Raw genomic sequence first — 24042 nt, 5'->3', positions numbered from 1 at the left:
GCGATCAGCCTTTCTTGATCAGCCCGATCTCGATCAGCCGTTCCGTCAGATAATCATGCGCCGAAATCGGCGCATCCCGGCGGGGATTGTCCGGCGTCACGCATTGCGGCAGCGCGTCGATCATGAAATCGGGCCGCAGATGCAGGAAAAAGGGCATGGAATAGCGCGACCGGCCGCGCCGTTCGGGTGGCGGGTTGACGACTCGGTGGCTGGTCGATGGCAGCACATGGTTGGTCAGGCGCTGGAGCATGTCGCCGACATTGATCGCCAGTGCGCCGGCCGGCGGGACCACCGGCAGCCAGTTGCCGTCCCGGTCCTTGAGTTCCAGCCCGCCTTCTTCCGCCCCCAGCAACAAGGTGATGAGGTTGATATCCTCATGCGCGCCGGCGCGGATGCCGGGCGCCTGTGGCGATACCGGCGGATAATGGAGCAGGCGCAGGATCGAATTGCCATTTTCGATGGGACCGTCGAACCAGCGCTCGGGCAGCCCCAGATAGAGGGCGATGGCGGACAGCAGCTCCGCGCCGACCCGGTCGAATTCGCGATACAGGTTGGCGAAGACCGGCTGGAATTCCGGCATTTCGCTCGGCCAGATATTGGGTGGCATCGTCGCCGCCAGCGGATCGCCATCGGGCAGGTCGCGGCCGACATGCCAGAATTCCTTGAGGTCATTCTCGCTCGCGCCCTTCGCGATTTCCGTCCCGAAAGCGGTATAGCCGCGCTGGCCGCCATTCACCTTGGCGTCGTAGCGCTGCTTGACGTCTTCGGGCAGTGCGAAGAAACGGCGGGCCAGCGCCCAGCCTTCGTCGGTCAACTGAGGGTCCATGCCATGGTCGCGCACCATGGCGAAGCCGAAGCGTTGAAAGGATTCGCCGAACGCCTGGGCGAAATCCGCCTTGGGCATCTGCGCCATGGACAGGACAGGCACCTGATCAAGCACCGTTTGCGACACGTCTTCATCTCCAAATATCAAAAAATGGGGCTTGGCCCGCCGATGGAGCCGCCCGCGCATGGACGCATCCTTGATCGCGCCGGGCCGCTGTTGCAAGGAGGCAAAATGCACTATTGGCTGATGAAATCGGAACCCGACGCCTTCTCCTATGACGACTTGGTCGCAAAGGGAAAGGCTGAATGGGACGGCGTGCGCAATCACGCGGCGCAGGGTCATATGAAGGCGATGCGCAAGGGCGACCTCGCCTTTTTCTACCACAGCAATATCGGTGTCGAGGCGGTGGGCATCATGACCATCGTCGAGGAAGCAGCCCCCGACAGCACGGACGAGACCGGCAAGTGGATTGCTGTCCATGTCGCGCCCAGGGAAAAGCTGGCCAAACCGGTGACGCTGACGGCGATGAAGGCCGATCCGGCGCTCGCCGACATGGCGATGCTGCGTCAATCGCGCCTTTCCGTCTCCCCGCTGACCAAAGAACAGTTCGACCATATCGTCGCAATGTCAAAGGCTTGACAGCAGCGGTGAGGCGCGGTTGCATCTGATGCAACCGGAATGTCATGCTTTGCGATTGTCGTCTTGCCGCAGTGCAACATATGACGGTCTCAACAAATGAGAAAAATAACAAGAGGTGTTTGATCGGCATTCACAAGGAGAAAACCCATGCGAATGCTGTCCAAGTTCATTGTCGCCGGCGCCCTGAGCGCCATTGCCGCCACCGCCGCCCATGCCCAGGAAGACGCCAAGCAGCGCTTCAGCCATGAAGGCTACACCTATGTCTATCAGGTGAAGGACACCAAGGCTGGCAAGGTGATTTCGGGTCGTCGTTATCCTGACGCCGTCGCGTTCAACCTGTCGGTCAAGAACGGCAAGGTGTCGGGCGTGTCGGGCGGCCAGCTGGTCAACTTCAAGGTCGAAGATGCGCGCGGCGCCGCTTCGAACTGAGGTTTACCGTTCAAAAGCATAAAGGGACGGCATCCGACGGGATGCCGTCCCTTTTTCGTGCGCGGCTGATCTGCTTCGAGCGAAGACGGATCATCCTCTGACGCATGGATCAGCGGCAACGACGCTTGCTGTCGATTTCCTTGCCGAGCAGCGCGCCGCCGGCGGCGCCCAGGATGGTGCCGGTGGCGCGGTCGCCCTTGGTGTCGATCGCCCGGCCCACCAGCGCGCCGCCGACGCCGCCGACGATCAGTCCGGTCGTGCCGTCAGATTTGCGGCAATAGGTGCGGCCGTCACGACCGCGCCATTCCTTGTAGCGATGATTTTTGCGCGCCTGGGCGCCATCGGTCGGCACCGCCATGGACACAGGGATGGCCAACGAAACGGCGGCCAGGGCCAGCAGGACTTTACGCATGAGTATCTCCTCCATTAGCGTGATTTGACGCTTGAACCCCCTACTATTGATCGAGGTTGCATGAACCTGCGGCAACGATCCAAGCCACTGTTTCTCAAGCAATAAAATTTGAGGTGAAGCGATGCGCGCCGACGATGAGCGGGATGGACGGACATTGGTCGAAAGCCTGGGGCTGGCGCCGCACCCCGAAGGCGGATGGTATCGGGAGACATGGCGAGCCGCCGCCGCGCCGGGTGAACGGCCCGCGGGCACGGCGATTCTCTTCCTGCTGGAAGCGCATCAGCGGTCGCACTGGCATCGGGTGGATGCCGACGAACATTGGTTCTGGCACGCAGGCGCGCCATTGCGTCTTTCGATCGCGGCAGAGGGGGACTCGGCGCGCGACATGATGCTCGGCCCGGACGTGGTGGCGGGGCAGACGCCGCAGGGCTGGGTGCCCGCGCATCATTGGCAGGCGGCCGTGCCGCACGGAGGATGGACGCTGGTCAGTTGCACGGTGACGCCGGGCTTTGATTTTGCAGGCTTTATCCTGGCGCCGCCAGATTGGTCGCCGCCCGGCTGACGGCGCGGCCAAACTTATCCACAGTTATCCACAATTTTAGCGACCCGATCGTCAAAAAACCGTCCGATTTCGCTTTGAACGACTCGAAGATGGTGAGACCATCAACTGGTCGAGACGATGGAAGCGGAGCGATCCGGGTCCATAAATGGAAGAGAAATCAACCATTTAAATCGCGTCGATGTTCGCCGGTAGGCAATATCCGCAAGGATGGAGCCGGACTGACGAACAGGCCGTTTGAAACCGTTGCCGAGTGCGCGCGAAAGTGAACGTCGGGTATCGGGGACAATCGACCAGCATCGGGTAGGCGGCCCTTGGCCAAGAACCGATGCACAGCCTGGACGGCGCCCTCGCCTGTGAGGGAGGACGGACAGGATACGCCGGGCCGATGATCGCATCTCGCCAGGGACGCGGATCGACAGACCTGACGGAAATGGGGACCGGCAGCGATGCCGGCCCCCATTTTGCGTTTTGGCGGTGCGCATTGGGGCTGGTGCTGCCGTTTTCGACTGGTGCCGGATGAGGGGATCGAACCCCCGACCTTCGGTTTACAAAACCGCTGCACTACCGCTGTGCTAATCCGGCGCACCGTCTCGGGCGGCCAGCCCTTACTATCAGACTATGCCGAAGGTCCAGCCCTCTGTTCGTGCTATTTCTTCGGTCAGGGACGTCGGCGACCACAGCGCGGGGCGCAGCGCCGCCGTCCGCATCCACGCGGCGGTCACGATGGCGTCGGCGCCATGGTCGTCCGGCATCGGCCCGACATGGGGCGCCGACGCCAATGCCGTGAGCGCGGCTTCGAGCGCCGCTGCATCCCGCATCTTGGTGCGCCCCTTGGGCCGCCCTGCGGCGCGGGCGGCGATGCTGGTATAGATTTCGACCACCAGCGACCCAGTGGTGGGCAGCGGATCGAACGGCCACACCGGGACATGCGGTCGCACATGATGCAACAATCGCATCCCCGCAAAGCTTGCCTTGGCCACCTGCGCCGCGCCGATCGCGTCAAAGACGGTGGAAGCCTTGCCGCCGCCGCTCGCCTTATAATGGGCCTCGCAGGCGCGGTTGTGCATGAAGTCAGCCTTCACGCCGTCAGCCTTGCCGAAATAGAAATGGCGGCGATGCGCGACTTCCAGCAGGCTGGCAGCGCCCAGATCCGCATCATCGCAGATCGCATCGACATAGGCCCAGAAGGCCCGACCATCGCCTGGCACGGTGTCGCCCGGCAGGTAGGCGCCGCGCGCGACGAAGGGCGGCGCGAAGCTGAAATCAAAGCCGAACAGAGTGGGGGCCGTGCGCGCAGCGTCGATCATCCAGTCGGCCACCGCCTGCCGCGACCAAATGCCGCCGGGCGCGGGGACCAGGCGCGGAACGGCTTGGCCCGCATCGCACAGGGCAACCGCAATCCCCTTGTGCCGCGCGCCCTTGGCGCCGGACCAGTCGATCGCGGCGAAGCGCGCGAACCGCGGCGTCACCCGTCCCCGCGCGCCGTGCGCAGCTTGTCCCAATAGGCGATGCGTTCGGCGATGCGCGCCTCATAGCCCCGATCGGTGGGCGCATAGAAAGTCTGCGGACTCATGTCTTCGGGCCAGTAATTTGCGCCGGAAAAGCCCTCGGCCGCGTCATGGTCATATTGATAGTCCTTGCCGTATCCGACCTGCTTCATCAGCTTGGTGGGGGCGTTGACGATGTTCATCGGCGGCATCAACGATCCGGTGTCCCGCGCGGACTTGAACGACGTCTTCATCGCCATATAGGCCGCGTTCGACTTGGGCGCGGTTGCGCAATAAAGGCAGGCCTGCACGATCGCCAGCTCGCCCTCCGGGCTGCCCAGAAAATCATAGGCGTTCTTGGCGGCCAGGCACTGGACCACCGCCTGCGGGTCGGCCAGGCCAATGTCCTCCGTCGCGAATCGCACGAGCCGGCGCAGCACATAAAGCGGCTGTTCGCCCGCCGTCAGCATCCGGGCAAGATAATAAAGTGCGGCCTGCGGGTCCGATCCGCGCAGCGACTTGTGCAGCGCGGATATGAGGTTGTAATGCCCCTCCCGATCCTTGTCATAGACGGCGACGCGGCGGTGGAGCAGGGCGGAAAGACCCGCCGGATCGAGCGGCTGGGGAATATCGATCGCGTAAAGCGTCTCGACCTGGTTGAGCAGGAAGCGGCCATCGCCGTCGGCGCTCGCCAGCAGCGCCTCGCGCGCCGCGGGGTCGAGCGGCAGGGGGCGATCCATCAGCGCTTCGGCGCGGTCGAGCAATTGCTCAAGCGCCGCCGCGTCCAGCCGGCGCAGGATCAGCACCTGCGCGCGGGACAACAGCGCGGCGTTCAGTTCGAAGCTGGGATTCTCCGTGGTCGCACCGACCAGCGTCACCGTGCCATCCTCGACAAAGGGCAGGAAACCGTCCTGCTGGGTACGATTGAAGCGATGAATCTCGTCGACGAAGAGCAGGGTCTTTTCGCCACGCCGGGCATGATCCTTCGCCGCGGCAAAAATCTTCTTGAGGTCGGCGACGCCGGAAAAGACGGCGGAGATCGGCTCGAACCGCATCCCCACCGCATCGGCGAGCAGGCGCGAAATGGTTGTCTTGCCAGTGCCGGGCGGCCCCCAGAAGATGATCGATGACAGACGACCGGCCGCGACCATCCGGCCGATCGCGCCATCAGGGCCGCTCAGATGGTCCTGCCCCACCACATCGGCCAGCGAGCGCGGGCGCAGCCGGTCGGCGAGCGGGGCGGTGTCCGGCGCGCCATCGGCGCCGGAGAGGTCATCGGGTGCGAAAAGATCGGGCATTGCGACCGATATAGGGATGGACCGGCGTTCAGGGAACAGGGCTGGATCGTGGCGCCAGTCCCTGGGCGCGCTGGCGGATGACGCGCAGATAGGTGTCGACCAGCGCCTGGTTGACCTGGTCCCAGCCATTGCGCTCGGTCCGCGCCTGGGCGGCCTGTCCGGCGGCGGCGCGCGCGCGTTCATCCTGGCAATAATATTGCAAGGCGTCAGCGAAATCGCTGATCGCGCCGGGGCGGATCAGCCGCCCGGTGACGCCCTCGGTCACCAGGCTTTCGCTGCCGGTGGCGCGCGCCGCGACGGTCGGCAGGCCGCACGCCATCGCCTCCAGCGTGACATTGCCGAAGGTCTCGGTGATTGACGGGTTGAACAATATATCCATGCCGGCGACCGCACGGCCCAGCTCAGGGCCTTTCTGAAACCCGGTGAACACAGCGCCCGGCAAACGGTTCTGGAACCATTCGCGCGCCGGGCCTTCGCCGACCACCAGAACCTTATGCTGGACCTGCCGGTCGGTCAGCCGATCGACGGTGTCGGAAAACACGTCTAGCCCCTTTTCCATGACCAGCCGGCCGATGAAGCCGATCACGGGCATGTCGTCGCCGATCCCGATCGACCGGCGCCAGGCCATGTCGCGCCGGGCGGGGCTGAAAATCTCCCGGTCGATGCCGCGAGTCCAGATGCCGACATCATAGCTCATCCGCTGTTCACGCAGCAGTTGCGCCATGGATTCCGACGGCGCGACGATGGCGTCGCAACGCCGGTAGAAACGCCGCAGCATCGATTCGATCAGCGGTTCCAGAAACGCCAGACCATAATAGCGCGGATAGGTTTCAAACCGGGTATGCACCGACGCTACCGTCGGCAAGCCGTGGTCACGCGCCCAGCTCACCGCGCGATGGCCCAACGGGTCGGGGCTCGATACATGGATCAGGTTGGGCCGGAATATTTTGAGGTCGCGGCGCAATTCCCGCGACATGCGGTAGGGCACGCGATATTCCTTGCGTCCCGGCACGGCGAAGGACGGGGCGCTCACCAGGTCGCCTGTGGGTTCAAAGGCCGGCTTGTCGACGGTCGGGGAATAGATCCGCACGGCCGCGCCTTGCCGCAGCAGATAGGCCACGAAGCGGTTGAGCGCCTGGTTCGCGCCATCTCGCACATAATTGTAATTGCCGCTGAACAGGGCGACGCGCAGGCCGGTTGCATTCATCGCCGCCCCTTAACTCACCGGAAAGAAAAACCCAAGGGAACCACGTCGGACCTTGGGAATTTTGCCCTTGCATGATGATGAACCGGCTGACGCAGCCAGCGCCCGAACAGGAGAGGATGTCCCGATGACCGATAGCTTCCGTAAGGGAAAGCGGGTCAAGTGGAATTGGGGGCAGGGCGTCGGCCGGGGTCGGATCGCCGAACGGTTTGATCGTCATGTCGAACGGACGATCGAAGGATCATGCATCCGCCGCAACGGCACACCGGACAACCCTGCCTATCTCATCCAGATGGATGATGGCGGCGAGGTGCTGAAACTGCGATCGGAACTGAGCGCGGGCTGACCGCACGGCTGGACGGCCATTTGGCGCCGATCGGCCATCGCATCCGGCCTGCGACCATGGCATGGCGGTGTCATGACCATGCCCCATATGACCATCGACGCGCTGCTCATCGGCACCCCCGTGCCGTTCCGCGGCGATGATTATAGCGCCATCGCCAAGATGCCTGTGGCGGGGCCTGTGCGGATCGGATGGGATGGTTTCACGGGCGACGCGGTGGCGGACCCGATCCATCATGGCGGCTGGGACAAGGCCATCCACCTCTATCCCCAGGATCATTATGACTGGTGGCGGGAACGCAAGCCGGGGCATCCTCTGCTCGACGCGCCCGGCGCCTTTGGCGAAAATATCGCGTCGCGCGGGATGACCGAGGTGGAACTGTGCCTGGGCGACCGCTTTTCGCTGGGCAGCGCGATCGTTGAGGTCAGCCACGGGCGCCAGCCCTGCTGGAAGCTCGACCATCGTTTCGGCGCGCGCGATGTCATGGCGACCATCGTCAAGACGGGGCGCTGCGGCATCTACTTCCGCGTCATCCGCGAAGGGGAAGCGCAGGCCGGCACGCGGATGGATCTGCTGGATCGGCCCTTGCCCGGCTGGCCCATCGAACGGGTGTTCCGCCTGCTCATCGGCGGCGGGCACAAGCGCGAACCGGAGGCGGTGCGGGCGTTGGCGGGGATAGGCGTACTGGCGGAAAGCTGGCGCGAGCGCGCACGAAAGCTGGGCGGATAGATCGGCCGGAGACTGCCCCCCATTTTTGACCGGCCTCTGCGCATCCGTCTAACATGCGGCTGGACAAGGCGGAGTGCATCATGCCCGACGATTTTCTCCATGGAACGGTCCATGACGCTGCGGACGACTTGCAGGCCGCGATACGATCGAACCCCACAACCCTTGATCTGTGGGAAAGCCTGACGCCGCTCGGCCGGAACGAATTCATCTGCTGGGTTGAGGACGCCAAACAGCCCGCGACCCGCGCGCGCCGCATCGTGCGAACCCTGGATGAACTGCGCGAAGGCAAGAAGCGGCCCTGCTGCTGGGCGGGCTGTATCCACCGCACCGACAAAGCGCCCGGCCGATGGCAACAGGCGGTGTTGATCGACGGGAAGCCGAAGCGGGTTTCCTGATCGGTCGGCAGGTGGTTCGCACGCCCGCGAACAGGCGCTAGAACGACGCCATGACCGACATTGACAATATCGTGATTCTCACCGGCGCGGGGATTTCGGCGGAAAGCGGCCTTGCCACTTTTCGCGGCCCGGACGGATTGTGGGAAGGGCATCGGGTGGAGGATGTCTGCACGCCCGAGGCGTTGGCGCGCGATCCCGTGCTCGTCCATCGTTTCTACGATGAACGCCGTGCCACGCTTGGCGCGGTGGCGCCCAATGCCGCGCATCAGGCGCTGGCCGCGCTCGACCGGGCCTGGGGCGGCGACCTGCTGATCGTCACCCAGAATGTCGATGATCTGCACGAGCGGGCCGGCGCGACCCGGCTGATCCATATGCATGGCGAACTGAAATCGGCGTTGTGCGCGGCGTGCGGCAAGGCGGTGGCCTGGTCCGATCCGCTGCCTCCCGCTTCGGTCTGCGATGGCTGTGCGCGCCCCGCTCTACGGCCGGACATCGTCTTCTTCGGTGAAATGCCCTATCATATGGATCGGATCGAAGCCGCGTTGCAGCAAGCCGACCTGTTCGTGTCGGTCGGCACGTCGGGCGCGGTCTACCCGGCGGCTGGCTTCGTCCAGAGCGCGCGCCATTATGGCGCCCGGACGCTGGAGCTTAATCTGGAGCCTTCTGCGGGCAGCGTCTATTTCGATGAGAGCCGGCTGGGTCCGGCGAGCCTGCTCGTGCCTGCATTGGTGCAGGACTTGCTCGGCTGATCAGTCGGTGTCGGACTCGGCCGGCCCGGCGTCGCGATAGAGCAGCATCACCGACCCGTCCTCTCCCCTGACCACGCGCACCGGCAGGCTGAGTTGCAGGGCGGACAGGAACTCCCGGCTGTCAGTAGTGCGGAACCGGCCGCCGATGCGCAGCGCCGACACCCGCGTATCGCCGATCAGGATCGGCGCCTTGCGGTAGCGGTTGAATTCGCCCGTTGCCTGCTCGATCGTCTCGCCGTCCAGCTCCACCATTTGCTCGCGCCAGGCGGTCCGCTGTTCGATCAGCTTGGGACCGAGGCGGGTAAGGGCGATGCTGCGCGGCTGGATCACCGCGCCGCTGCCGGCGCTGACCTGCTGTTGCAGGCTGTTGCCGGAATGGACGGTGACGGACCCGTGGGTGACGGTCAGTTCGACCAGGGACGGGCGCAGCCGCACGTTGAAGGCGGTGCCGACCGCGCGGATCAGCGCGGCGCGCGCTTCCACGTCAAATGGGCGCTCTGGATCATGGTTGATTTCGAAGGACGCCTCACCCTTGAGGATACGGACCTTGCGGCCATTGCTGGTGAAGCGGGCTTCGACTTCGCTGTCGCTGTTGAGGTGCAGGGCCGAACCGTCTTCCAGCGCGATGTCGCGCATCTGGCCGATCCCGGTCTCATAGCGTTCGACGCCGCTGAAGGTGCGGACCGTCACGATGGCCGCGACAATGAACAGCAGCACGGCGACTGCGGCGGCGGCCATGATGTTGCGGGACAGGCGGCGCTGCTGTTCCTCGCTGATAATCTGTTGAAGCGGTGGCAGCGTTACGTCGGCTGCGGCGCTTTTCAATCGCTCGGCGGCCTCCCAAGCGGCTTCGGCGCGGGCGAAGGCGACGGCATGGCGCGGATCGGCTTCGATCCAGGCGCAGATTTCCGCTTCGTCCTCGGCCGTCGGTTCGGCGTTAAGCCTGGCCAGCAGGCGCGCGGCTTCCGCCTCGATCGCGTCCCTGTTCCCGCAGCTTGAAGTTGGTCCCGACGCCCGCACGTTCGAAGTCCGTTTCCTCACGTTCCGCCCAGGCCCGCATAACTATTGCGATCGCTTTGGCCAGATGTTTTTCAACTGTAGAAACGGACAGGGACATCTCCTCCGCTATTTCCAGCATCGATTTTTCGTGGATGCGGCGAAGGATGAACACGCGGCGGCATTGCGGCGGCAGCGACTCGACGATCGTCTCAACCTGGCGCAGCGCCTCGCGCGCGTGCAATTGCGCTTCGATATTATTCTCGCCGCCCAGCAATTCCAGATCGGCGATGGTCTCGAAGCTCACCACCTTGTTGCGGCGGGCGGTGTCGATCACCAGGTTGCGGGCTATGGTGAAGAGATAGGCCCGACCGGTGGTGACATTTTCCCAATTTTCGGTCGCATAGGCGCGCGTCATGACTTCCGCGACCATATCGTCCAGTTCATGGGTGGATGGCAATATCCTGCGGAGCCGGCCGCGAAGCGCGGCTTCCTGCGGCAGGATGACAGTCTTGAACCATTCTAATTTGGCGCGAACCCTTTGCACGTTGACCCCCTATTTTGTCAGCCGCGCCTCTCCCGATTTCTTTTATCTGTCATAGTTCAATCATGGATGCAGGGGGCTGTCCAGTCGAAGCGGGGCCAAATTTTAAGGATCGACCGTAAATCCTCCATCACGGGAAAATAAATTATGGATATGTGGCTTCCCGCGCACAGTTTCTGTCGCGGCTTGCCACTCAGTCGGGCGGCGGCGGCAATTCTTCGGGCGCCCGGTCTGGCTGGTCATAGTCCGGGCCGACGGGGCTGATCTCGTCGGGCTGCCGCATCGGCGCTTCCTGCGGGATCGACGGAACGGGGGTTTCGTCGGGCGATTGCGGATCGATCCGGTCGGGCGGGGGGACGCCGTCGGGTGCGGTGGCGGGACGGGTGGCCATGAGGCTTTCCTTTCATGCTATAGGGGCGTTACGCATGGTGGCGTGGCGTGGTTCCTCGACCGAACCGACTATCCCTTGCCTCTGCCCGCGCTTTTCTCTATGCCGCGCCGACCGGCGACCGATGCGGGCGTGGCGAAACTGGTAGACGCGCCAGATTTAGGTTCTGGTATCGCAAGATGTGGGGGTTCGAGTCCCTTCGCCCGCACCAGTGCGCCAGGCCCAGGCCCATCGCAGGCGCCACCGCAATTCAGCTGAAGAAAGCGTTTGAGAGAAGAGATGCAGACTGTCGAGACGTTGAACGAGGGCCTGAAGCGCGCCTATACCCTGACCATCACTTCGAAGGATATCGACGCGCGCGTCGAGAAGGAAGTGATGACGATCGCTCCGCAGGTGCGGATGCCCGGCTTCCGCCCCGGCAAGGTGCCTGCCAACCTCGTCAAGAAGATGCACGGGGAATCATTGCAGCGCGACGCGCTCAATAATTCGATCCAGGAAGGCGTTCAGAAGCTGATCGCCGACCAGAAGCTGCGTCCCGCGATGCAGCCGTCGGTCGAACTGGATGAAGGCTTTGAATTCGGCCAGGACGCCGAAGTGAAGGTCGAACTGGAAGTGCTGCCGGAAATCGCGGCGCCCAGCATCGAGGGTCTGAAGCTGGAACGCCTCACTGTCGAGGTCAGCGACGCGCAGGTGGCCGAGTCCGCCGGCCGCATCGCCTCCCAGCAGGGTGCGCTGGCGGAACATGCGGACGATCACGCCGCTGCCGAAGGCGACACGCTGGTCGTGGATTTCGTCGGCAAGGTCGATGGTGAGGAATTTGAGGGCGGTGCGGCGCAGGACATCCGTCTCACGCTTGGCTCGGGCCAGTTCATCCCTGGTTTCGAAGATCAACTGACCGGCGTCAAAAAGGGTGAGGATAAGACCATCGAGGTCACTTTCCCCGAAGATTATGGCGCCGAGCATCTGGCCGGCAAGGCAGCGACCTTCGACGTGACCGTCAAGTCGGTGCTGGACGCCGACAAGCCCAAGCTGGACGATGAATTCGCCAAGTCGCTGGGCCTGGAAGGGCTGGACAAGCTGAACGAACTGCTCAAGGGGCAGATCGAGCAGGAACATAATGGCCTGACCCGCACCCATATGAAGCGCAAGCTGCTCGATCAGCTCGCCGCCGCGCATGATTTCGACGTGCCGCCCAGCATGGTGGAGGCCGAGTTCGACCAGATCTGGGCGCAGCTCCAGCATGAAGCGAGCCATGAGGAAGATCCCGAAGCGGCTCTCAAGGAAATGGAATCTGAAAAGGACGATTATCGCGCCATCGCGGTGCGTCGCGTTCGTCTGGGCCTGCTGCTGTCCGAAATCGGCCAGGCCAATGGCGTGACCGTTTCCGACCAGGAAATGAACCGCTTGGTCATGCAGGCCGCGCAGCAATATAGCCCGCAGGATCGCGAGCGGTTCGTGCAATATGTCCGCCAGGATCCGATGGCCGCCGCCCAGCTGCGTGCGCCCCTGTATGAGGACAAGGTCGTCGACTTCCTGTTCGAAAAGGCGGAAGTCACCGGCCGCGCCGTGACGCGCGAGGAACTGGAAGCCGCAATCGAGGCGGAAGATGGCGACCTGAAGCCGCATGTCCACGGCCCCGATTGCGGTCATGACCATGACCATGATCATGACGACAAGCCCAAGGCCAAGAAGGCGGCGCCCAAGAAGAAGGCGGAGCCGGCCGACGCGGCGGGGGATGCGGAAGCCGCTCCTGCGGCGGAGGAAGCGCCTGCCGCCAAGAAGCCTGCCGCCAAGAAGGCTGCGGCCAAGAAGGACGAGGCTGTAGTCGAAGATGCAGCCGCTGACGACGCTGCCGCCGATGACAAGCCGAAGAAGAAGGCCGCTCCCAAAAAGGCCGCTGCCAAGGCCGAATAAGATCGCCTGAATCGATATGAACAGCGCCCGGCTTCCTTCCGAAGCACGGGCGCTTTTCATTGCGCCGGCGGCATGGCAGATGAAATCTTAATCATGATGCGCCATGTCGGCACGACGGATTGGGCAGGGGCTTAGCGCGACGATGAAGGAATTTCCGCCAGTGATGGGCGAAAGCGTGGAGAATGGGCCTGCCATGGCAACGCCGCGCGTGGCGGTGATCCTGCCCTGTTATAATGAGGCGGAAGCGATCGTGCAGACGGTGGAGGATTTTCGCCGGGTGCTGCCTGCCGCCGACATCTACGTGTTCGACAATAACAGCATTGACGCCAGCCGCGACCTGGCGGCCGGCGCGGGCGCGATCGTCCGCCGCGTGAGCCAGCAGGGCAAGGGCCATGTCGTGCGGCGCATGTTCGCTGACATCGACGCCGACATCTATGTGATGGCGGACGGCGACGCCACCTATGAGGCCGCGGCCGCGCCCGCCATGATCGGCGCGATGCTGGCGGATAATCTGGACATGGTCGTCGGTTGTCGCCGTGACGCGGTGGAGGCCGCCTATCGGCGCGGCCATCGCTTCGGCAACTGGGCGCTGACGACGTTGCTCAAGCAGCTTTTCGGCCGCAGCTTCACCGACATATTGTCGGGCTATCGCGTTTTTTCGCGCCGCTTCGTAAAAAGCTTCCCGGTCCTTTCGGCCGGTTTCGAGATCGAGACCGAAATCAGCGTGCACGCGCTGGAACTCGCCATGCCGGTGGCGGAGGTCGTTACCGCCTATGGCGCGCGGCCGGAGGGATCGGTCAGCAAGCTCAGCACCTATCGTGACGGCTTTCGCATCCTGCGCACCATCATCACCCTCTATCGCATCGAACGGCCCGTCCTCTTCTTCGGTCTGATCGCCGCCGCGCTGGCGCTGCTGGGGCTGGTGCTTGCCGCGCCGCTGATCGTCACCTATATGCATACCGGCCTCGTGCCGCGCTTTCCCACGGCGATTCTGGTGACGGGGCTGATGATCCTCGCCACCTTGTCCGCGATGTGCGGTCTCATCCTCGACACCGTGGTGCGCGGCCGGCGCGAAGTGCGGCGGCTTGCCTATCTTGCCTTTCGCGCACCCGCCGATTTCGCGCGCCGCGACTGATCGGACCCTCCCTGGTCCAAGCCCCTTGAACCATCCGCCATTTGTGCCGATGTAGGGGCTGGGCAAAAAGCAACTACCCGGAAAAGAGCACAATGACCGATATCATGTCCGATCCCATGGCCGCGTTGGTCCCTATCGTCATCGAACAGTCGAACCGCGGCGAACGCAGCTTCGACATCTATTCGCGGCTGCTGCGCGAGCGGATCATCTTCATCACCGGTCAGGTCGAAGACCATATGGCGTCGCTGATCGTCGCCCAGCTCCTGTTCCTGGAATCGGAAAATCCGAAAAAGGACATCTGGATGTATATCAACTCGCCCGGTGGCGTCGTGACGTCCGGCATGGCGATCCATGACACGATGAAATATATTCGTCCCCAGGTCGGCACCGTGTGCATCGGCCAGGCCGCGTCGATGGGCAGCTTCCTGCTCGCCGCGGGCGAACCGGGCAAGCGCATCGCCCTGTCGAACGCGCGCATCATGGTGCATCAGCCTTCGGGCGGGGCGCAGGGCATGGCGTCCGACATCGAAATCCAGGCCAAGGAAATCCTGCGCATCCGTCGTCGCCTGAACGATCTTTATGTTCAATATACCGGCCAGACGCTGGAAGCTGTGGAGCGGGCGATGGACCGCGACACCTTCCTCGAAGCGGACGAGGCCAAGACCTTCGGCCTGGTCGACGAAGTCTTTGATCGCCGCCCGATGGCGGAAACAACCGAGGGATAAAGCCTATCTTTACGCCGCTGCGTCACTTTCACCTCTTGTGAAAAGGGCGCGCGGCGGGCTAGGATGGCCTTTGGACCAGAAAATCCCTCGCCGGACGCAGCTCTGGTGACTGCCAGCCGGGAGGGAAGAGAGAATGGCGAATGACTAAGCTTACCGGTTCGGATTCGAAAAGCACGCTCTACTGCTCCTTCTGCGGCAAGTCGCAGCATGAGGTGCGGAAGCTGATCGCGGGACCGACCGTGTTCATCTGCGACGAATGCGTGGAACTGTGCAACGACATCATCCGGGAGGAGACCAAGGGCGGTCTCGTCGGCCGGAAAGATGGCGGCGTGCCCACCCCGCAGGAAATCTGCGATGTGCTCGACGATTATGTGATCGGCCAGAACCGCGCCAAGCGCGTGCTGTCGGTGGCGGTCCATAATCATTACAAGCGCCTCAATCACGGTTCGAAGCCGGGCGAGGTGGAACTGGCCAAGTCCAACATCCTGCTCGTTGGCCCGACCGGCTGTGGCAAGACGCTGCTGGCCCAGACGCTGGCCAAGACGTTCGACGTGCCCTTCACCATGGCGGACGCGACGACGCTGACCGAAGCCGGCTATGTCGGCGAGGATGTGGAAAACATCATCCTCAAACTGTTGCAGGCGTCCGACTATAATGTCGAAAAGGCGCAGCGCGGCATCGTCTACATCGACGAGATCGACAAGATCAGCCGCAAGGCGGAAAATCCCTCCATCACCCGCGACGTGTCGGGCGAAGGCGTGCAGCAGGCGCTGCTCAAGCTGATGGAAGGCACCACCGCCAGCGTTCCGCCCCAGGGCGGCCGCAAACATCCGCAGCAGGAGTTTCTTCAGGTCGATACGACCAACATCCTGTTCATCTGCGGCGGCGCCTTTGCGGGCCTAGAAAAGATCATCGGCGATCGTCTGGAAGCCAAGTCGATCGGTTTCGGCGCGCATGTCGCCGCGCCCGAAGAGCGCAAGACCGGCGAATTGCTGCGTCAGTCGGAGCCGGAAGATCTGCTCAAATTCGGTCTGATCCCTGAATTTGTGGGCCGGCTGCCGGTCATCGCCACGCTGGAAGACCTCGATGTGTCGGCGCTGGTCAAGATCCTGGTCGAACCGAAAAACGCCCTGGTGAAGCAGTATCAAAAGCTGTTCGACATGGAGAATGTCGAGCTTAGCTTCACGGACGATGCCCTGACGGCGATCGCAAAGAAGGCAATCGAACGCAAAACCGGCGCGCGCGGCCTGCGGTCGATCCTCGAATCGATCCTGCTCGACACCATGTTCGACCTGCCGTCGATGGAAGGTGTCGGCGAAGTGGTGGTGGACAAGGATGTCGTCGCCGGCACGAAGGAGCCGATCCGGGTGTTCAGCGAGAGCAAGAAACGGGCAGAAGACGCGGCCTGATTTCGATCGGTCCTGCTTGATAGAATGACGAGGGGCCGGCGGCGATCGCCGGCCCCTTTTTCACGCCTTCGCGCGACGCACAAAAATTCCTGCTGCGTTGCAAAATTGCACCAGTGCCGAACTGGTCCGCGCGTCGGAAAATATGTCATGAAATCTCAACATATTATACCCATAGGCGCGCTGTCTGGTCCCACCGTGGATCGGGCTGCGGGGAGTTTGCGACAATCCTGATGATGCGCTGTAACAAAAGCGCAACGACAGCATCACAGGGGCGTCGCCAGTTGCCGCGACAGGCGGCTCCAGCTTGAAAGAGCAGGACGATAGTGGGTGCGATCGCCCCCACTCTTGGAAAGGGACAAGGGTCTAATGAAACAGTTTCTCATGGGCAGCGCGGCAGTCATCGCCGTAGCCATCCCGGGCGCCGCCTTCGCGCAGTCGACCGGTTCGAATGACTTCGACACCATCGTCGTGACGGGCGCGCGCGCTGATCAGAGCGTCGGCGGCGTCAAGATTCCCGATTCGCCCAAGGCGAGGGTCGTGCTTGACCAGGAATTGATCAAGGCGCAGCGTCCCGGCCAGTCGGTCAACGAAATCATCAACCTGGTGCCGGGCGTCAGCTTCACCAACAACGATCCCTGGGGTTCCAGCGGTGGTTCCTTCACCATCCGCGGTTTCAGTTCGGACCGTATTTCGCAGACCTTCGACGGCATCCCGCTCAACGACTCCGGTAACTATGCGGTCTATACTAATCAGCAGGTAGACCCTGAACTGATCGAGAACGTCAACGTCAACCTGGGTTCCACCGACGTCGACAGCCCGACCGCGGCGGCTGTCGGCGGTACCGTCAACATCAACACGCTTGAACCCAGCGACGAATATGGCGTCCTCGCCAGCGTCAGCTACGGCAACATTGTGGCTGACGGTTCGGGCGATCGTCCCTTCTTCCGCATGTTCGGCGTGGTCAATACCGGCGATCTGACTGGTCACGGAACCAAGGCCTGGATTTCGGCATCGCGTGCGCGCAACGACGCGGCCTTCTCCAACTATGGCAAGGTCTACAAGCAGCAGTATAACGCCAAGATCTGGCAGGACATCGGGTCTAACGGCGATTTTATCTCGCTGGCTGCTCATTATAACCAGAACCGCAACAATTTTGGTGGTTCTCCGCTCCGCGCCAACGCCTTCACCGGAAACAAGGATGGTCGTTTCTACGACATCGCCGGCGGCTATCCCTGCAACGTAAGCCAGACCAGCACGCCCAATTCCTGCGGCACTGACTTTGAGCGCCGGTACAATCCTTCGAATACTGGCAACGTCCGTTTGGCGTCGAAGTTCACCTTGGCCGAGCGCCTCACGCTGACGGTCGATGGCGCCTATCAGTGGGTGAAGGCCAATGGCGGCGGCACGACCAGCGCCAATGAAACCCTGTTCACCGACGCCAAGGCTGGCTACACCGGCACAGGCAACTATAACGGTTCCTTCTACTTCGGGCAGGACTTGAACGGTGACGGCGTTCTCGGTCGGGTCACGCTGCTTCAGCCGAGCCAGACCAACACCCGTCGTTGGGTTGGCATCGCCAACCTGGCCTACGAGATTGACGATAATAACCGCGTTCGCCTGTCCTACAGCTACGATCGTGCGCGTCACCGCCAGACCGGTTATGCCGGCTATGTGGACCTGGGCGGCGAGCCTTTGGACGTGTTCCCGATCAACGACCCGCTGACCGATGCAGCCGGCAATGCGCTGACCAAGCGCGATCGTTTGTCCTATGCCACGCTGCACCAGATTGCCGGTGAATATCGCGGCACCTTCTTTGACGACCAACTGACCGTTCTGCTTGGAGGCCGTCTGCCCTTCTTCAAGCGCGACCTGAATCAGTATTGCTTCACTACCAGTTCGGGCGGTTTCGTCGATTGTGTGCCGGCAGATCAGCAGGCCGATTATATCGCGACCCATCCTTACAGCTTCAACGACGCCACGGGCAAGGCGAGCGGTTCGGCTGCACCGCAGGGCCGCACGCTGAAATATGACAAGTTCCTGCCCAACGTTGGTGCGGTCTTCAAAATCACGCCGCAGATCAGCATTGCCGGCAGCTATGCCAAGAACATTTCGGTTCCCGGCACGGACGCGCTGTATAACTCCTTCTACTTCCCCGACGGTAGCGATGCCGCTTACCGTTCGCCGGAAACGTCGGACAGCTTCGACGCGAGCCTGCGCTACACGTCGGGCCAAGTCCAGGCCGCGATCACCGGTTGGTACTCCAAGTATAAGAACCGTCTGGTCACCGCCTATGACATCGACGGCAACGGCACCGACACCAACCTCGGCCCGGTCAAGAAATACGGTGTTGACGGCAGCATCTCGTACAGCCCGATCAAGGAAGTGACGGCTTATCTGTTCGGTTCCTACATCAAGTCGGAAATTGAGAACGATGCGGTGACGGCCAGCTGCTCGGCCACCAGCGACATCGCGCTGGCAGGGCTGTGCTACGTTCAGGACGGCGTCGCCTATCTGCGCACGTCAGGCAAGCGTGAACGTGGCGCACCGAAATTCCTGTTCGGTGGCCGTCTCCAGGGCAATGTCGGCGACTTCACCATGGGCGTTCAGGCGAAGCGCACCAGCTCGCGCTATCTGAACGACATCAACGGTGAAATTCAGACGGCGACCTTGGCTGATGGTTCGACCAAGCTGATCTTCCCCGGCGCCAAGTTCGGCGGCTACACCGTCGTCGACCTCGACCTGCGTTACTCGCTGGCGAGCCTGGGCATGGAAAAGGGTGCGATCCAGCTCAACGTTTCGAACCTGTTCGACAAATTCTATGTCGGCTCGTTTAGTGGCGGCCTGGACACGCTGTCCAGCTCGTCCTCGGCATTCGTGAACTTTGGGTCGCCGCGCGCGATCAGCGCCTCGCTGATCGTCGGCTTCTAAGCAACTTCAGGACGGCTATCTAACGGAAAGGGCGGGGAGCGATCCCCGCCCTTTTTCTTTGTGCATCGCCTTTACCCGAGACCAGCCCGAACCTGGATGCGGAGCGGGGCGCGTTCCACTGGCGATGTAGGATTTATTCTGATCTACCCTGCCGGATGGACCAGCTTGCGGCCCTCCTTCGACCCCATGGCGCCCTGACGATCGGGACCGTTGCCTTTCGCGCGCGTCTGCGGCGCGTGGTTGTCGCGCGCCCGGCGCGCTACTGGCGCTTCGCCGTCGCGTCGCAGGGGCGCTTATGTGGCTTTGAAGGGGCTTCGCTGTGGCGTCCCCGTGACTTTCCTGTAGCGTTACAGGTACAATTGGCCGGAAAAGGCCGACAACGGTGTGAACTTTGGCTGTCGCCGCCGTTATCGCAGGCAGCCGTCCAATCCATCCCGCTGCACGACGCCGATCCGCGCTGCGATCTTGTTGCCGTAACGGCGGGTGAAGCCGCTGGGCGCGACGGCGGCGCGCTTCTTGGGAAGCGGCAGGACGGCGGCGATCCGGGCGGCCTCGGCCCGGCTCAACTTGCCCGCGCCATGGTGGAAATAGCGCATTGCCCCGGCCTCCACGCCATAGGTGCCGATGCCGGTTTCGGCGACGTTCAGATAGACCTCCATGATCCGCCGCTTGCCCCAGATCGCCTCGATCAGCATGGTGAACCAAGCCTCCAGCCCCTTGCGCACGAAACCGCCGCCCTGCCACAGAAAGACATTCTTGGCGGTCTGCTGACTGATGGTGGAGCCCCCACGCACCCGGCCGCCGCTTGCATTATGGATCGCCGCCTTGGCGATTGCGTCAACGTCGAAGCCATGATGGGTGCAGAATTTGCCGTCCTCCGCCGCAATCGCCGCCCGCGCCATGTCGGGATCGATCGCGTCCAGCCTGGTCCAGTCCTTGGTGATGCCGTTGGGATCAAGGACCATGGTCATCGTCACGGGCGGCGGCACGAAGCGATAGAGCGCCACCAGCAGCAGCGAGATGACGAGGAAGCTGAGGATGATCTTGAGCGGAATGCTGATCCAGCGGGAGCGGCGGCGGACGGAAACGGGCTTTGCGGTCATGGCGACGACGTTAGCGCGCAGCCAAGGCAGGGTTCAAGCCATAGCCTCTTGCCCGGCTTGATCGGCACCTCGGCCGCGCCTACACCGGCGTTCATGACCCACGCACAATATCCGGCGCTGCGCCTGCGCCGCACCCGCGCCTCGGCCTGGAGCCGGGCAATGCACGCCGAAAATCGCCTCTCGCCCAGCGATTTCCTCTGGCCGCTGTTCGTGACCGAAGGGGAGGGAGTCGAGGAACCGATCGCCGCCTTGCCCGGCGTTTCGCGCTGGTCGGTGGACCTGATGGTGGCGCGGGCCAGGGACGCGCGCGATGCCGGCATTCCCTGCCTTGCCCTCTTCCCCAACACCCAGGTGGATCGGCGCAGCGACGATGGCGCCGAAGCGCTCAATCCCGACAATCTCATGTGCCGGGCGATCCGGGCGATCAAGGATGCGGTGCCCGACATCGGCGTGCTGACCGACGTGGCGCTCGATCCCTACACCGCCCATGGCCAGGACGGACTGCTCGACGAAGCGGGCTATGTCGTCAATGATGCGACCATCGACGTGCTGATCGGTCAGTCGCTGAACCAGGCGGCGGCGGGCGCCGACATCATCGCGCCCAGCGACATGATGGACGGCCGCGTCGGCGCGATCCGCGAGGCGCTGGAGGAAACCGGCCACGCCAATGTCCAGATCATGGCTTATGCGGCCAAATATGCCAGCGCTTTCTACGGCCCGTTCCGCGACGCGGTCGGATCGCGCGGGCTGCTCAAGGGCGACAAGAAAAACTATCAGATGGACCCCGCCAATGGCGAGGAAGCGTTGCGCGAAGTCGCGCTCGACCTGGCAGAAGGCGCCGACAGCGTGATGGTGAAGCCGGGGTTACCCTATCTCGACATCGTTGCGCGTGTCCGGGACCGTTTCGCCGTCCCGGTCTTCGCCTATCAAGTGTCGGGCGAATATGCGATGATCGAACATGCCGCCGCGGCGGGCGCGGGGGACCGGGACGCACTGATCCTCGAAACGCTGCTGGCGTTCAAGCGCGCCGGCTGTTCGGGCGTACTCACCTACCACGCCCTCCACGCCGCGCGATTGTTGGGGGGCTGAAGTGATGGATCATCCCGACGTCAGCATCATCCCCTTCAACGGCAAGACGCCGGTCATCCATCCCGGCGCCTTCATCGCGCCGGGGTGCCGGATCGTCGGCGACGTCGAAATCGGCGAGGATGCCAGCATCTGGTATAATTGCGTGATACGCGGCGACGTCAACCGCGTCACCATCGGCGCACGCACCAACGTGCAGGACGGCACCGTCATTCACTGCGACAGCCCCGGCGATGGCGCTGATCGTCCGGCCGAGGGTTGGCCGACGATCATCGGTGACGATGTGCTGATCGGCCATATGGCGATGATCCATGGCTGCGTCCTGCATGATCGCGCCTTTGTCGGGCTCGGCGCGGTCGTGATGAGCGGCTCCGTGGTGGAAAGCGACGCCATGCTGGCGGCGGGCGCATTGCTCTCGCCGGGCAAGCGGGTGCTGCATCGTCAGCTATGGGCTGGTCGCCCGGCCAAATATATGCGCGACCTGACCGACGAAGCGTTGATCGCCATGCGGGAAGGGGTGGACCATTATGTCCATAATGCCAAGGCGCATAAGGGCGCCGTCAAGGCAGCGTTCGAATAGGTTGCGGATTTCAGGGCTGGGGCAGGCGCGCCTTCATCGCGTCGATACGGTCATTCTGCTGATCGACCAGCGCCAGCGCCGCGCTGCGGGCCGCGTCGATATCCGCCAGACCGCCTGCGGACTTGCCGTCGGCCACCGCGTTGCTGCGCTGAACATAGAGGGTATCCAGGCTGGCGAGCGCCGACACGCTGTCGTTGCGCGCAGCCTCCAGCGTGCTGATCGACACTTGCGCGCCGACCCAGGCATCGCTGGAAACTGCGGCCCGCGCCGCTGCGTTCACGGCTTTGTCTGCCTCGGCATAGGCAGCCTCGAAGGCGGCGGCGCCCTTGTCGGCCTGCTCGACATAGCGGGCGATCTCAGCCGACAATTCGGCGTCGGCCGGGATCGACGCAGGCGGCGGCGACACCTCGGCGATCGGCGCGCTTTCGATCGGCCGCTTGGCGAGCGACGGATAATTTTGCGGCGCCCCGGCGCAGCCCGACAGCATCAGGGCGAGGGCGGTGAGAAGGCGGCGCGGAGTCATGGCTCGCATCTAGGACGGGCGGCGGGCGGGCGCAACCGCCTCAGCGCGCCAGCGCCGCGGCTTCGCGCGCCAATGCCTCGATCTTTGCGGCATCGACCGGCCCCTTGGGCACGACCCAACTGCCGCCGACGCATTTGATGAAGGATTGGGCCAGCCATTCGGGGGCGCTCTGCCCCGTGATGCCGCCGGTCGGGCAGAAACGGGCGGTGTGGAGCGGTGCGGCCAGCGCCTTGAGCGCGGGCAGGCCGCCAGAAGTTTCGGCGGGAAAGAATTTGAAGTGCGACAGGCCCATGTCCATGCCGCGCATGACGTCGCCCGCAGTCGCGGTGCCGGGCAGGAAAGGGACTTCCGCCGCGATGGCCGCCTTACCCAGCGGCTCGGTCAGGCCGGGGCTGACGATGAAGCGTGCGCCCGCTTCCATCGCGGCGTCGAGCTGGGCCGGGTTCAGCACCGTGCCAGCGCCCACTACGGCGCCTTCGACCTTCGCCATTTCGCGGATGACATCCAGCGCGGCCGGCGTGCGCAGCGTCACTTCCAGCGCGGGCAGGCCGCCCTTTACCAGCGCCTGTGCGATCGGCAGGGCGTCCTCGACCCGTTCCACCACCAATACGGGGATAACCGGAGCCAAATCCATCACTTGTTCGACGGTCAGACGCATTTTCATTTCTCCCTGAAGGCTGCGGCAGCGCCGAACAAGCCGATTTCATCATGGACGGCGCAGCGGATCGGTACCGTCGCCATCAGGCTTTCGAACCGGCCCTTGGCCGTGAAACGTGTGTGGAACCCACTATGCGGCAGGAAATCGCGCATCCGTTGGGTCAAACCACCGGCCAGCACAACCGCATGGGGGCCGTGCGCCAGCGCCAAGTCGCCCGCGACCGATCCGTAGCAGAGGCAAAAGCGTTCCAGCGCCGCCCGCGCGAAAGGATCGCTGCCGTCGAGCGCCGCCTGCCACAGTTCCGGGTCTTCCATCAGCACAACGCGGTCATGGCCGATCGTCGCGAGCGCCTTGTAAATATAGTTGAGGCCTGGCCCGGATACGATCCGCTCGGTCGATACGCGCAGAAACTTGTCGCGCAGATAAGACAGCACCCGCTCTTCGATATGATCGAGCGGCGCGAAATCCAGATGACCGCCTTCGGTCGCGATGACATGCGGTTGCCCGTTGTCATAAGCGATCATGGCGACGCCCAGGCCCGTGCCGGGGCCAAGGATGGTGACGCCGCCGTCGCGCGGGAAAGGCCGGTCTTTGCCGAAAAGAAGCGGCAGATTTTCTTGCGGAAGGCGCGATACGGCATGGGCCACGGCTTCGAAATCATTGACAAGCCGCACCGTGCGCACGCCCAGATCGGCGGCGAGCGTGTCCGAACGGATCACCCAATTGCTGTTGGTCAGCTTGATGACGTCGCGCCCGATTGCGGTGGCGAAAGCGATGGAGGCGGCATCAGGCAGTTCGCTCGCGCCGTCCTTCTTCTCATCCTCGGCAAAGGCGTTCCAGCAGGCGATGAGGCTAGGATAGTCCTCCACCTTATATTTGCGGACGGTGCGGAGCGTGGGCACGCCCTTGTCGTCCAGCGACGCCCGCGCGAAGCGGGCGTTGGTTCCGCCGATGTCGGCGGCGATGATGTCGGTCATCAA

At 63.4% G+C, this 24042-nt stretch carries 26 protein-coding genes and 2 tRNA genes; 15 read left to right on the top strand and 13 right to left on the bottom strand.

All coding sequences use genetic code 11. The features are described 5' to 3' along the window. Positions 1 to 4: 4 nt before the first annotated feature. Complete coding sequence (locus C100_RS45190) at positions 5 to 952, bottom strand: isopenicillin N synthase family dioxygenase (RefSeq protein ID WP_031310253.1); 948 nt, start codon at positions 950 to 952, stop codon at positions 5 to 7. Positions 953 to 1057: 105 nt separating this feature from the next. Here C100_RS45190 and C100_RS45185 point away from each other — a divergent pair, with 105 nt between their 5' ends. Both C100_RS45185 and C100_RS45180 read left to right on the top strand, forming a co-directional pair. Continuing rightward, entirely contained in the window at positions 1058 to 1465 is a 408-nt protein-coding gene (locus tag C100_RS45185) for an EVE domain-containing protein (RefSeq protein WP_024021776.1), read from the top strand. 153 nt (positions 1466 to 1618) lie between these two features. Then, entirely contained in the window at positions 1619 to 1894 is a 276-nt protein-coding gene (locus C100_RS45180; RefSeq protein WP_024021775.1) for a hypothetical protein, read from the top strand. 109 nt (positions 1895 to 2003) lie between these two features. Here the strand turns inward: C100_RS45180 and C100_RS45175 are convergent, their stop codons facing one another. Continuing rightward, positions 2004 to 2306: a glycine zipper 2TM domain-containing protein gene (locus C100_RS45175; protein WP_031310252.1), complete on the bottom strand. Its 303-nt coding sequence runs from the start codon at positions 2304 to 2306 to the stop codon at positions 2004 to 2006. Between the two features lie 121 nt (positions 2307 to 2427). Here C100_RS45175 and C100_RS45170 point away from each other — a divergent pair, with 121 nt between their 5' ends. After that, a complete protein-coding gene (locus tag C100_RS45170; RefSeq protein WP_024021773.1) occupies positions 2428 to 2868 on the top strand; it encodes a cupin domain-containing protein in 441 nt (146 codons plus the stop codon). Positions 2869 to 3375: 507 nt separating this feature from the next. On the opposite strand, the gene C100_RS45165 is transcribed toward C100_RS45170, so the two are convergent. The 4 genes from C100_RS45165 to C100_RS45150 form a co-directional block, all read right to left on the bottom strand. After that, a tRNA-Thr gene (locus tag C100_RS45165) sits at positions 3376 to 3450 on the bottom strand. Positions 3451 to 3479: 29 nt separating this feature from the next. Beyond that, positions 3480 to 4337: a hypothetical protein gene (locus C100_RS45160; RefSeq protein WP_024021772.1), complete on the bottom strand. Its 858-nt coding sequence runs from the start codon at positions 4335 to 4337 to the stop codon at positions 3480 to 3482. Next, the gene (locus tag C100_RS45155; protein WP_024021771.1) at positions 4334 to 5653 is read right to left on the bottom strand and encodes a replication-associated recombination protein A; all 1320 of its coding nucleotides are present in this window, start codon (positions 5651 to 5653) and stop codon (positions 4334 to 4336) included. The genes C100_RS45160 and C100_RS45155 overlap by 4 nt, the downstream gene beginning before the upstream one ends. 28 nt (positions 5654 to 5681) lie before the next feature. Then, a complete protein-coding gene (locus tag C100_RS45150) occupies positions 5682 to 6860 on the bottom strand; it encodes a glycosyltransferase family 4 protein (protein ID WP_024021770.1) in 1179 nt (392 codons plus the stop codon). A gap of 124 nt (positions 6861 to 6984) precedes the next feature. On the opposite strand from C100_RS45150, the gene C100_RS45145 reads away from it, so the two are divergent. From C100_RS45145 to C100_RS45130, 4 genes are all read left to right on the top strand, one after another. Then, positions 6985 to 7203, top strand: a complete 219-nt coding sequence (locus C100_RS45145; protein ID WP_024021769.1) for a DUF2945 domain-containing protein — start codon at positions 6985 to 6987, stop codon at positions 7201 to 7203. Positions 7204 to 7275: 72 nt separating this feature from the next. Next, complete coding sequence (locus C100_RS45140; protein WP_024021768.1) at positions 7276 to 7929, top strand: MOSC domain-containing protein; 654 nt, start codon at positions 7276 to 7278, stop codon at positions 7927 to 7929. 80 nt (positions 7930 to 8009) lie between these two features. Then, the gene (locus C100_RS45135) at positions 8010 to 8324 is read left to right on the top strand and encodes a YdeI/OmpD-associated family protein (RefSeq protein ID WP_031310250.1); all 315 of its coding nucleotides are present in this window, start codon (positions 8010 to 8012) and stop codon (positions 8322 to 8324) included. Positions 8325 to 8374: 50 nt separating this feature from the next. Beyond that, a complete protein-coding gene (locus C100_RS45130) occupies positions 8375 to 9073 on the top strand; it encodes an NAD-dependent deacylase (RefSeq protein ID WP_024021766.1) in 699 nt (232 codons plus the stop codon). Here C100_RS45130 and C100_RS45125 read toward each other — a convergent pair whose 3' ends face one another. From C100_RS45125 to C100_RS45115, 3 genes are all read right to left on the bottom strand, one after another. Beyond that, entirely contained in the window at positions 9074 to 10093 is a 1020-nt protein-coding gene (locus C100_RS45125) for a FecR family protein (RefSeq protein ID WP_024021765.1), read from the bottom strand. After that, positions 10011 to 10616: an RNA polymerase sigma factor gene (locus C100_RS45120; protein WP_024021764.1), complete on the bottom strand. Its 606-nt coding sequence runs from the start codon at positions 10614 to 10616 to the stop codon at positions 10011 to 10013. The genes C100_RS45125 and C100_RS45120 overlap by 83 nt, the downstream gene beginning before the upstream one ends. A 190-nt stretch (positions 10617 to 10806) precedes the next feature. Beyond that, entirely contained in the window at positions 10807 to 11004 is a 198-nt protein-coding gene (locus C100_RS45115) for a hypothetical protein (protein ID WP_024021763.1), read from the bottom strand. A 123-nt stretch (positions 11005 to 11127) separates the two neighbouring features. On the opposite strand from C100_RS45115, the gene C100_RS45110 reads away from it, so the two are divergent. The 6 genes from C100_RS45110 (at position 11128) to C100_RS45085 (ending at position 19112) form a co-directional block, all read left to right on the top strand. Further along, positions 11128 to 11212: transfer RNA gene (locus tag C100_RS45110), tRNA-Leu, on the top strand. 68 nt (positions 11213 to 11280) lie between these two features. Further along, the gene (gene tig / locus C100_RS45105; RefSeq protein WP_024021762.1) at positions 11281 to 12915 is read left to right on the top strand and encodes a trigger factor; all 1635 of its coding nucleotides are present in this window, start codon (positions 11281 to 11283) and stop codon (positions 12913 to 12915) included. A gap of 142 nt (positions 12916 to 13057) precedes the next feature. Continuing rightward, positions 13058 to 14050 carry a glycosyltransferase family 2 protein gene (locus C100_RS45100; RefSeq protein WP_024021761.1) on the top strand — a complete coding sequence of 331 codons (993 nt, stop codon included), beginning with the start codon at positions 13058 to 13060 and terminating at the stop codon, positions 14048 to 14050. Positions 14051 to 14142: 92 nt separating this feature from the next. Continuing rightward, positions 14143 to 14775, top strand: coding sequence for an ATP-dependent Clp endopeptidase proteolytic subunit ClpP (gene clpP, locus C100_RS45095; protein WP_031310249.1), 633 nt, complete (start codon positions 14143 to 14145; stop codon positions 14773 to 14775). 140 nt (positions 14776 to 14915) lie between these two features. Further along, positions 14916 to 16184, top strand: a complete 1269-nt coding sequence (gene clpX / locus C100_RS45090; RefSeq protein WP_024021759.1) for an ATP-dependent Clp protease ATP-binding subunit ClpX — start codon at positions 14916 to 14918, stop codon at positions 16182 to 16184. Between the two features lie 366 nt (positions 16185 to 16550). Next, complete coding sequence (locus tag C100_RS45085) at positions 16551 to 19112, top strand: TonB-dependent receptor (RefSeq protein ID WP_024021758.1); 2562 nt, start codon at positions 16551 to 16553, stop codon at positions 19110 to 19112. 407 nt (positions 19113 to 19519) lie between these two features. On the opposite strand, the gene mtgA is transcribed toward C100_RS45085, so the two are convergent. After that, positions 19520 to 20215 carry a monofunctional biosynthetic peptidoglycan transglycosylase gene (mtgA, locus tag C100_RS45080; RefSeq protein WP_024021757.1) on the bottom strand — a complete coding sequence of 232 codons (696 nt, stop codon included), beginning with the start codon at positions 20213 to 20215 and terminating at the stop codon, positions 19520 to 19522. Between the two features lie 93 nt (positions 20216 to 20308). Between mtgA and hemB the strand changes: the two genes are divergently transcribed. Together hemB and C100_RS45070 are read left to right on the top strand one after the other, a co-directional pair. After that, a complete protein-coding gene (gene hemB / locus C100_RS45075; RefSeq protein WP_024021756.1) occupies positions 20309 to 21304 on the top strand; it encodes a porphobilinogen synthase in 996 nt (331 codons plus the stop codon). 4 nt (positions 21305 to 21308) lie between these two features. Continuing rightward, positions 21309 to 21881 (top strand): gamma carbonic anhydrase family protein, encoded by a 573-nt coding sequence (locus tag C100_RS45070; protein WP_024021755.1) that lies wholly within the window; start codon positions 21309 to 21311, stop codon positions 21879 to 21881. Between the two features lie 10 nt (positions 21882 to 21891). Here C100_RS45070 and C100_RS45065 read toward each other — a convergent pair whose 3' ends face one another. From C100_RS45065 to glk, 3 genes are read right to left on the bottom strand one after another with little or no spacing between them, the layout of a single operon-like run. Further along, positions 21892 to 22404: a hypothetical protein gene (locus C100_RS45065; RefSeq protein WP_024021754.1), complete on the bottom strand. Its 513-nt coding sequence runs from the start codon at positions 22402 to 22404 to the stop codon at positions 21892 to 21894. A gap of 40 nt (positions 22405 to 22444) precedes the next feature. Further along, on the bottom strand, positions 22445 to 23062 hold the full coding sequence (gene eda / locus C100_RS45060; protein ID WP_031310248.1) for a bifunctional 4-hydroxy-2-oxoglutarate aldolase/2-dehydro-3-deoxy-phosphogluconate aldolase: 618 nt from the start codon (positions 23060 to 23062) through the stop codon (positions 22445 to 22447). Positions 23063 to 23064: 2 nt separating this feature from the next. Next, positions 23065 to 24039: a glucokinase gene (gene glk / locus C100_RS45055; protein ID WP_031310247.1), complete on the bottom strand. Its 975-nt coding sequence runs from the start codon at positions 24037 to 24039 to the stop codon at positions 23065 to 23067. Positions 24040 to 24042 lie beyond the last annotated feature (3 nt).

It is taken from the genome of Sphingobium sp. C100 (assembly GCF_000508185.1).
In the GTDB taxonomy this organism is placed as follows: domain Bacteria; phylum Pseudomonadota; class Alphaproteobacteria; order Sphingomonadales; family Sphingomonadaceae; genus Sphingobium.
Note: the sequence above shows the minus strand (reverse complement) of the source record. Positions and strands in the feature narration are given on the sequence as shown.

Bases quoted from the DNA above. Each gene is read 5' to 3' on its own strand.
- C100_RS45185 (WP_024021776.1), top strand. From the start codon at position 1,058: ATGCACTATTGGCTGATGAAATCGGAACCCGACGCCTTCTCCTATGAC.
- C100_RS45180 (WP_024021775.1), top strand. From the start codon at position 1,619: ATGCTGTCCAAGTTCATTGTCGCCGGCGCCCTGAGCGCCATTGCCGCC.
- C100_RS45175 (WP_031310252.1), bottom strand. From the start codon at position 2,306: ATGCGTAAAGTCCTGCTGGCCCTGGCCGCCGTTTCGTTGGCCATCCCT.
- C100_RS45170 (WP_024021773.1), top strand. From the start codon at position 2,428: ATGCGCGCCGACGATGAGCGGGATGGACGGACATTGGTCGAAAGCCTG.
- C100_RS45155 (WP_024021771.1), bottom strand. From the start codon at position 5,653: ATGCCCGATCTTTTCGCACCCGATGACCTCTCCGGCGCCGATGGCGCG.
- C100_RS45150 (WP_024021770.1), bottom strand. From the start codon at position 6,860: ATGAATGCAACCGGCCTGCGCGTCGCCCTGTTCAGCGGCAATTACAAT.
- C100_RS45145 (WP_024021769.1), top strand. From the start codon at position 6,985: ATGACCGATAGCTTCCGTAAGGGAAAGCGGGTCAAGTGGAATTGGGGG.
- C100_RS45140 (WP_024021768.1), top strand. From the start codon at position 7,276: ATGACCATGCCCCATATGACCATCGACGCGCTGCTCATCGGCACCCCC.
- C100_RS45135 (WP_031310250.1), top strand. From the start codon at position 8,010: ATGCCCGACGATTTTCTCCATGGAACGGTCCATGACGCTGCGGACGAC.
- C100_RS45130 (WP_024021766.1), top strand. From the start codon at position 8,375: ATGACCGACATTGACAATATCGTGATTCTCACCGGCGCGGGGATTTCG.
- C100_RS45115 (WP_024021763.1), bottom strand. From the start codon at position 11,004: ATGGCCACCCGTCCCGCCACCGCACCCGACGGCGTCCCCCCGCCCGAC.
- tig (WP_024021762.1), top strand. From the start codon at position 11,281: ATGCAGACTGTCGAGACGTTGAACGAGGGCCTGAAGCGCGCCTATACC.
- C100_RS45100 (WP_024021761.1), top strand. From the start codon at position 13,058: ATGAAGGAATTTCCGCCAGTGATGGGCGAAAGCGTGGAGAATGGGCCT.
- clpP (WP_031310249.1), top strand. From the start codon at position 14,143: ATGACCGATATCATGTCCGATCCCATGGCCGCGTTGGTCCCTATCGTC.
- clpX (WP_024021759.1), top strand. From the start codon at position 14,916: ATGACTAAGCTTACCGGTTCGGATTCGAAAAGCACGCTCTACTGCTCC.
- C100_RS45085 (WP_024021758.1), top strand. From the start codon at position 16,551: ATGAAACAGTTTCTCATGGGCAGCGCGGCAGTCATCGCCGTAGCCATC.
- mtgA (WP_024021757.1), bottom strand. From the start codon at position 20,215: ATGACCGCAAAGCCCGTTTCCGTCCGCCGCCGCTCCCGCTGGATCAGC.
- hemB (WP_024021756.1), top strand. From the start codon at position 20,309: ATGACCCACGCACAATATCCGGCGCTGCGCCTGCGCCGCACCCGCGCC.
- C100_RS45070 (WP_024021755.1), top strand. From the start codon at position 21,309: ATGGATCATCCCGACGTCAGCATCATCCCCTTCAACGGCAAGACGCCG.
- C100_RS45065 (WP_024021754.1), bottom strand. From the start codon at position 22,404: ATGACTCCGCGCCGCCTTCTCACCGCCCTCGCCCTGATGCTGTCGGGC.
- eda (WP_031310248.1), bottom strand. From the start codon at position 23,062: ATGCGTCTGACCGTCGAACAAGTGATGGATTTGGCTCCGGTTATCCCC.
- glk (WP_031310247.1), bottom strand. From the start codon at position 24,039: ATGACCGACATCATCGCCGCCGACATCGGCGGAACCAACGCCCGCTTC.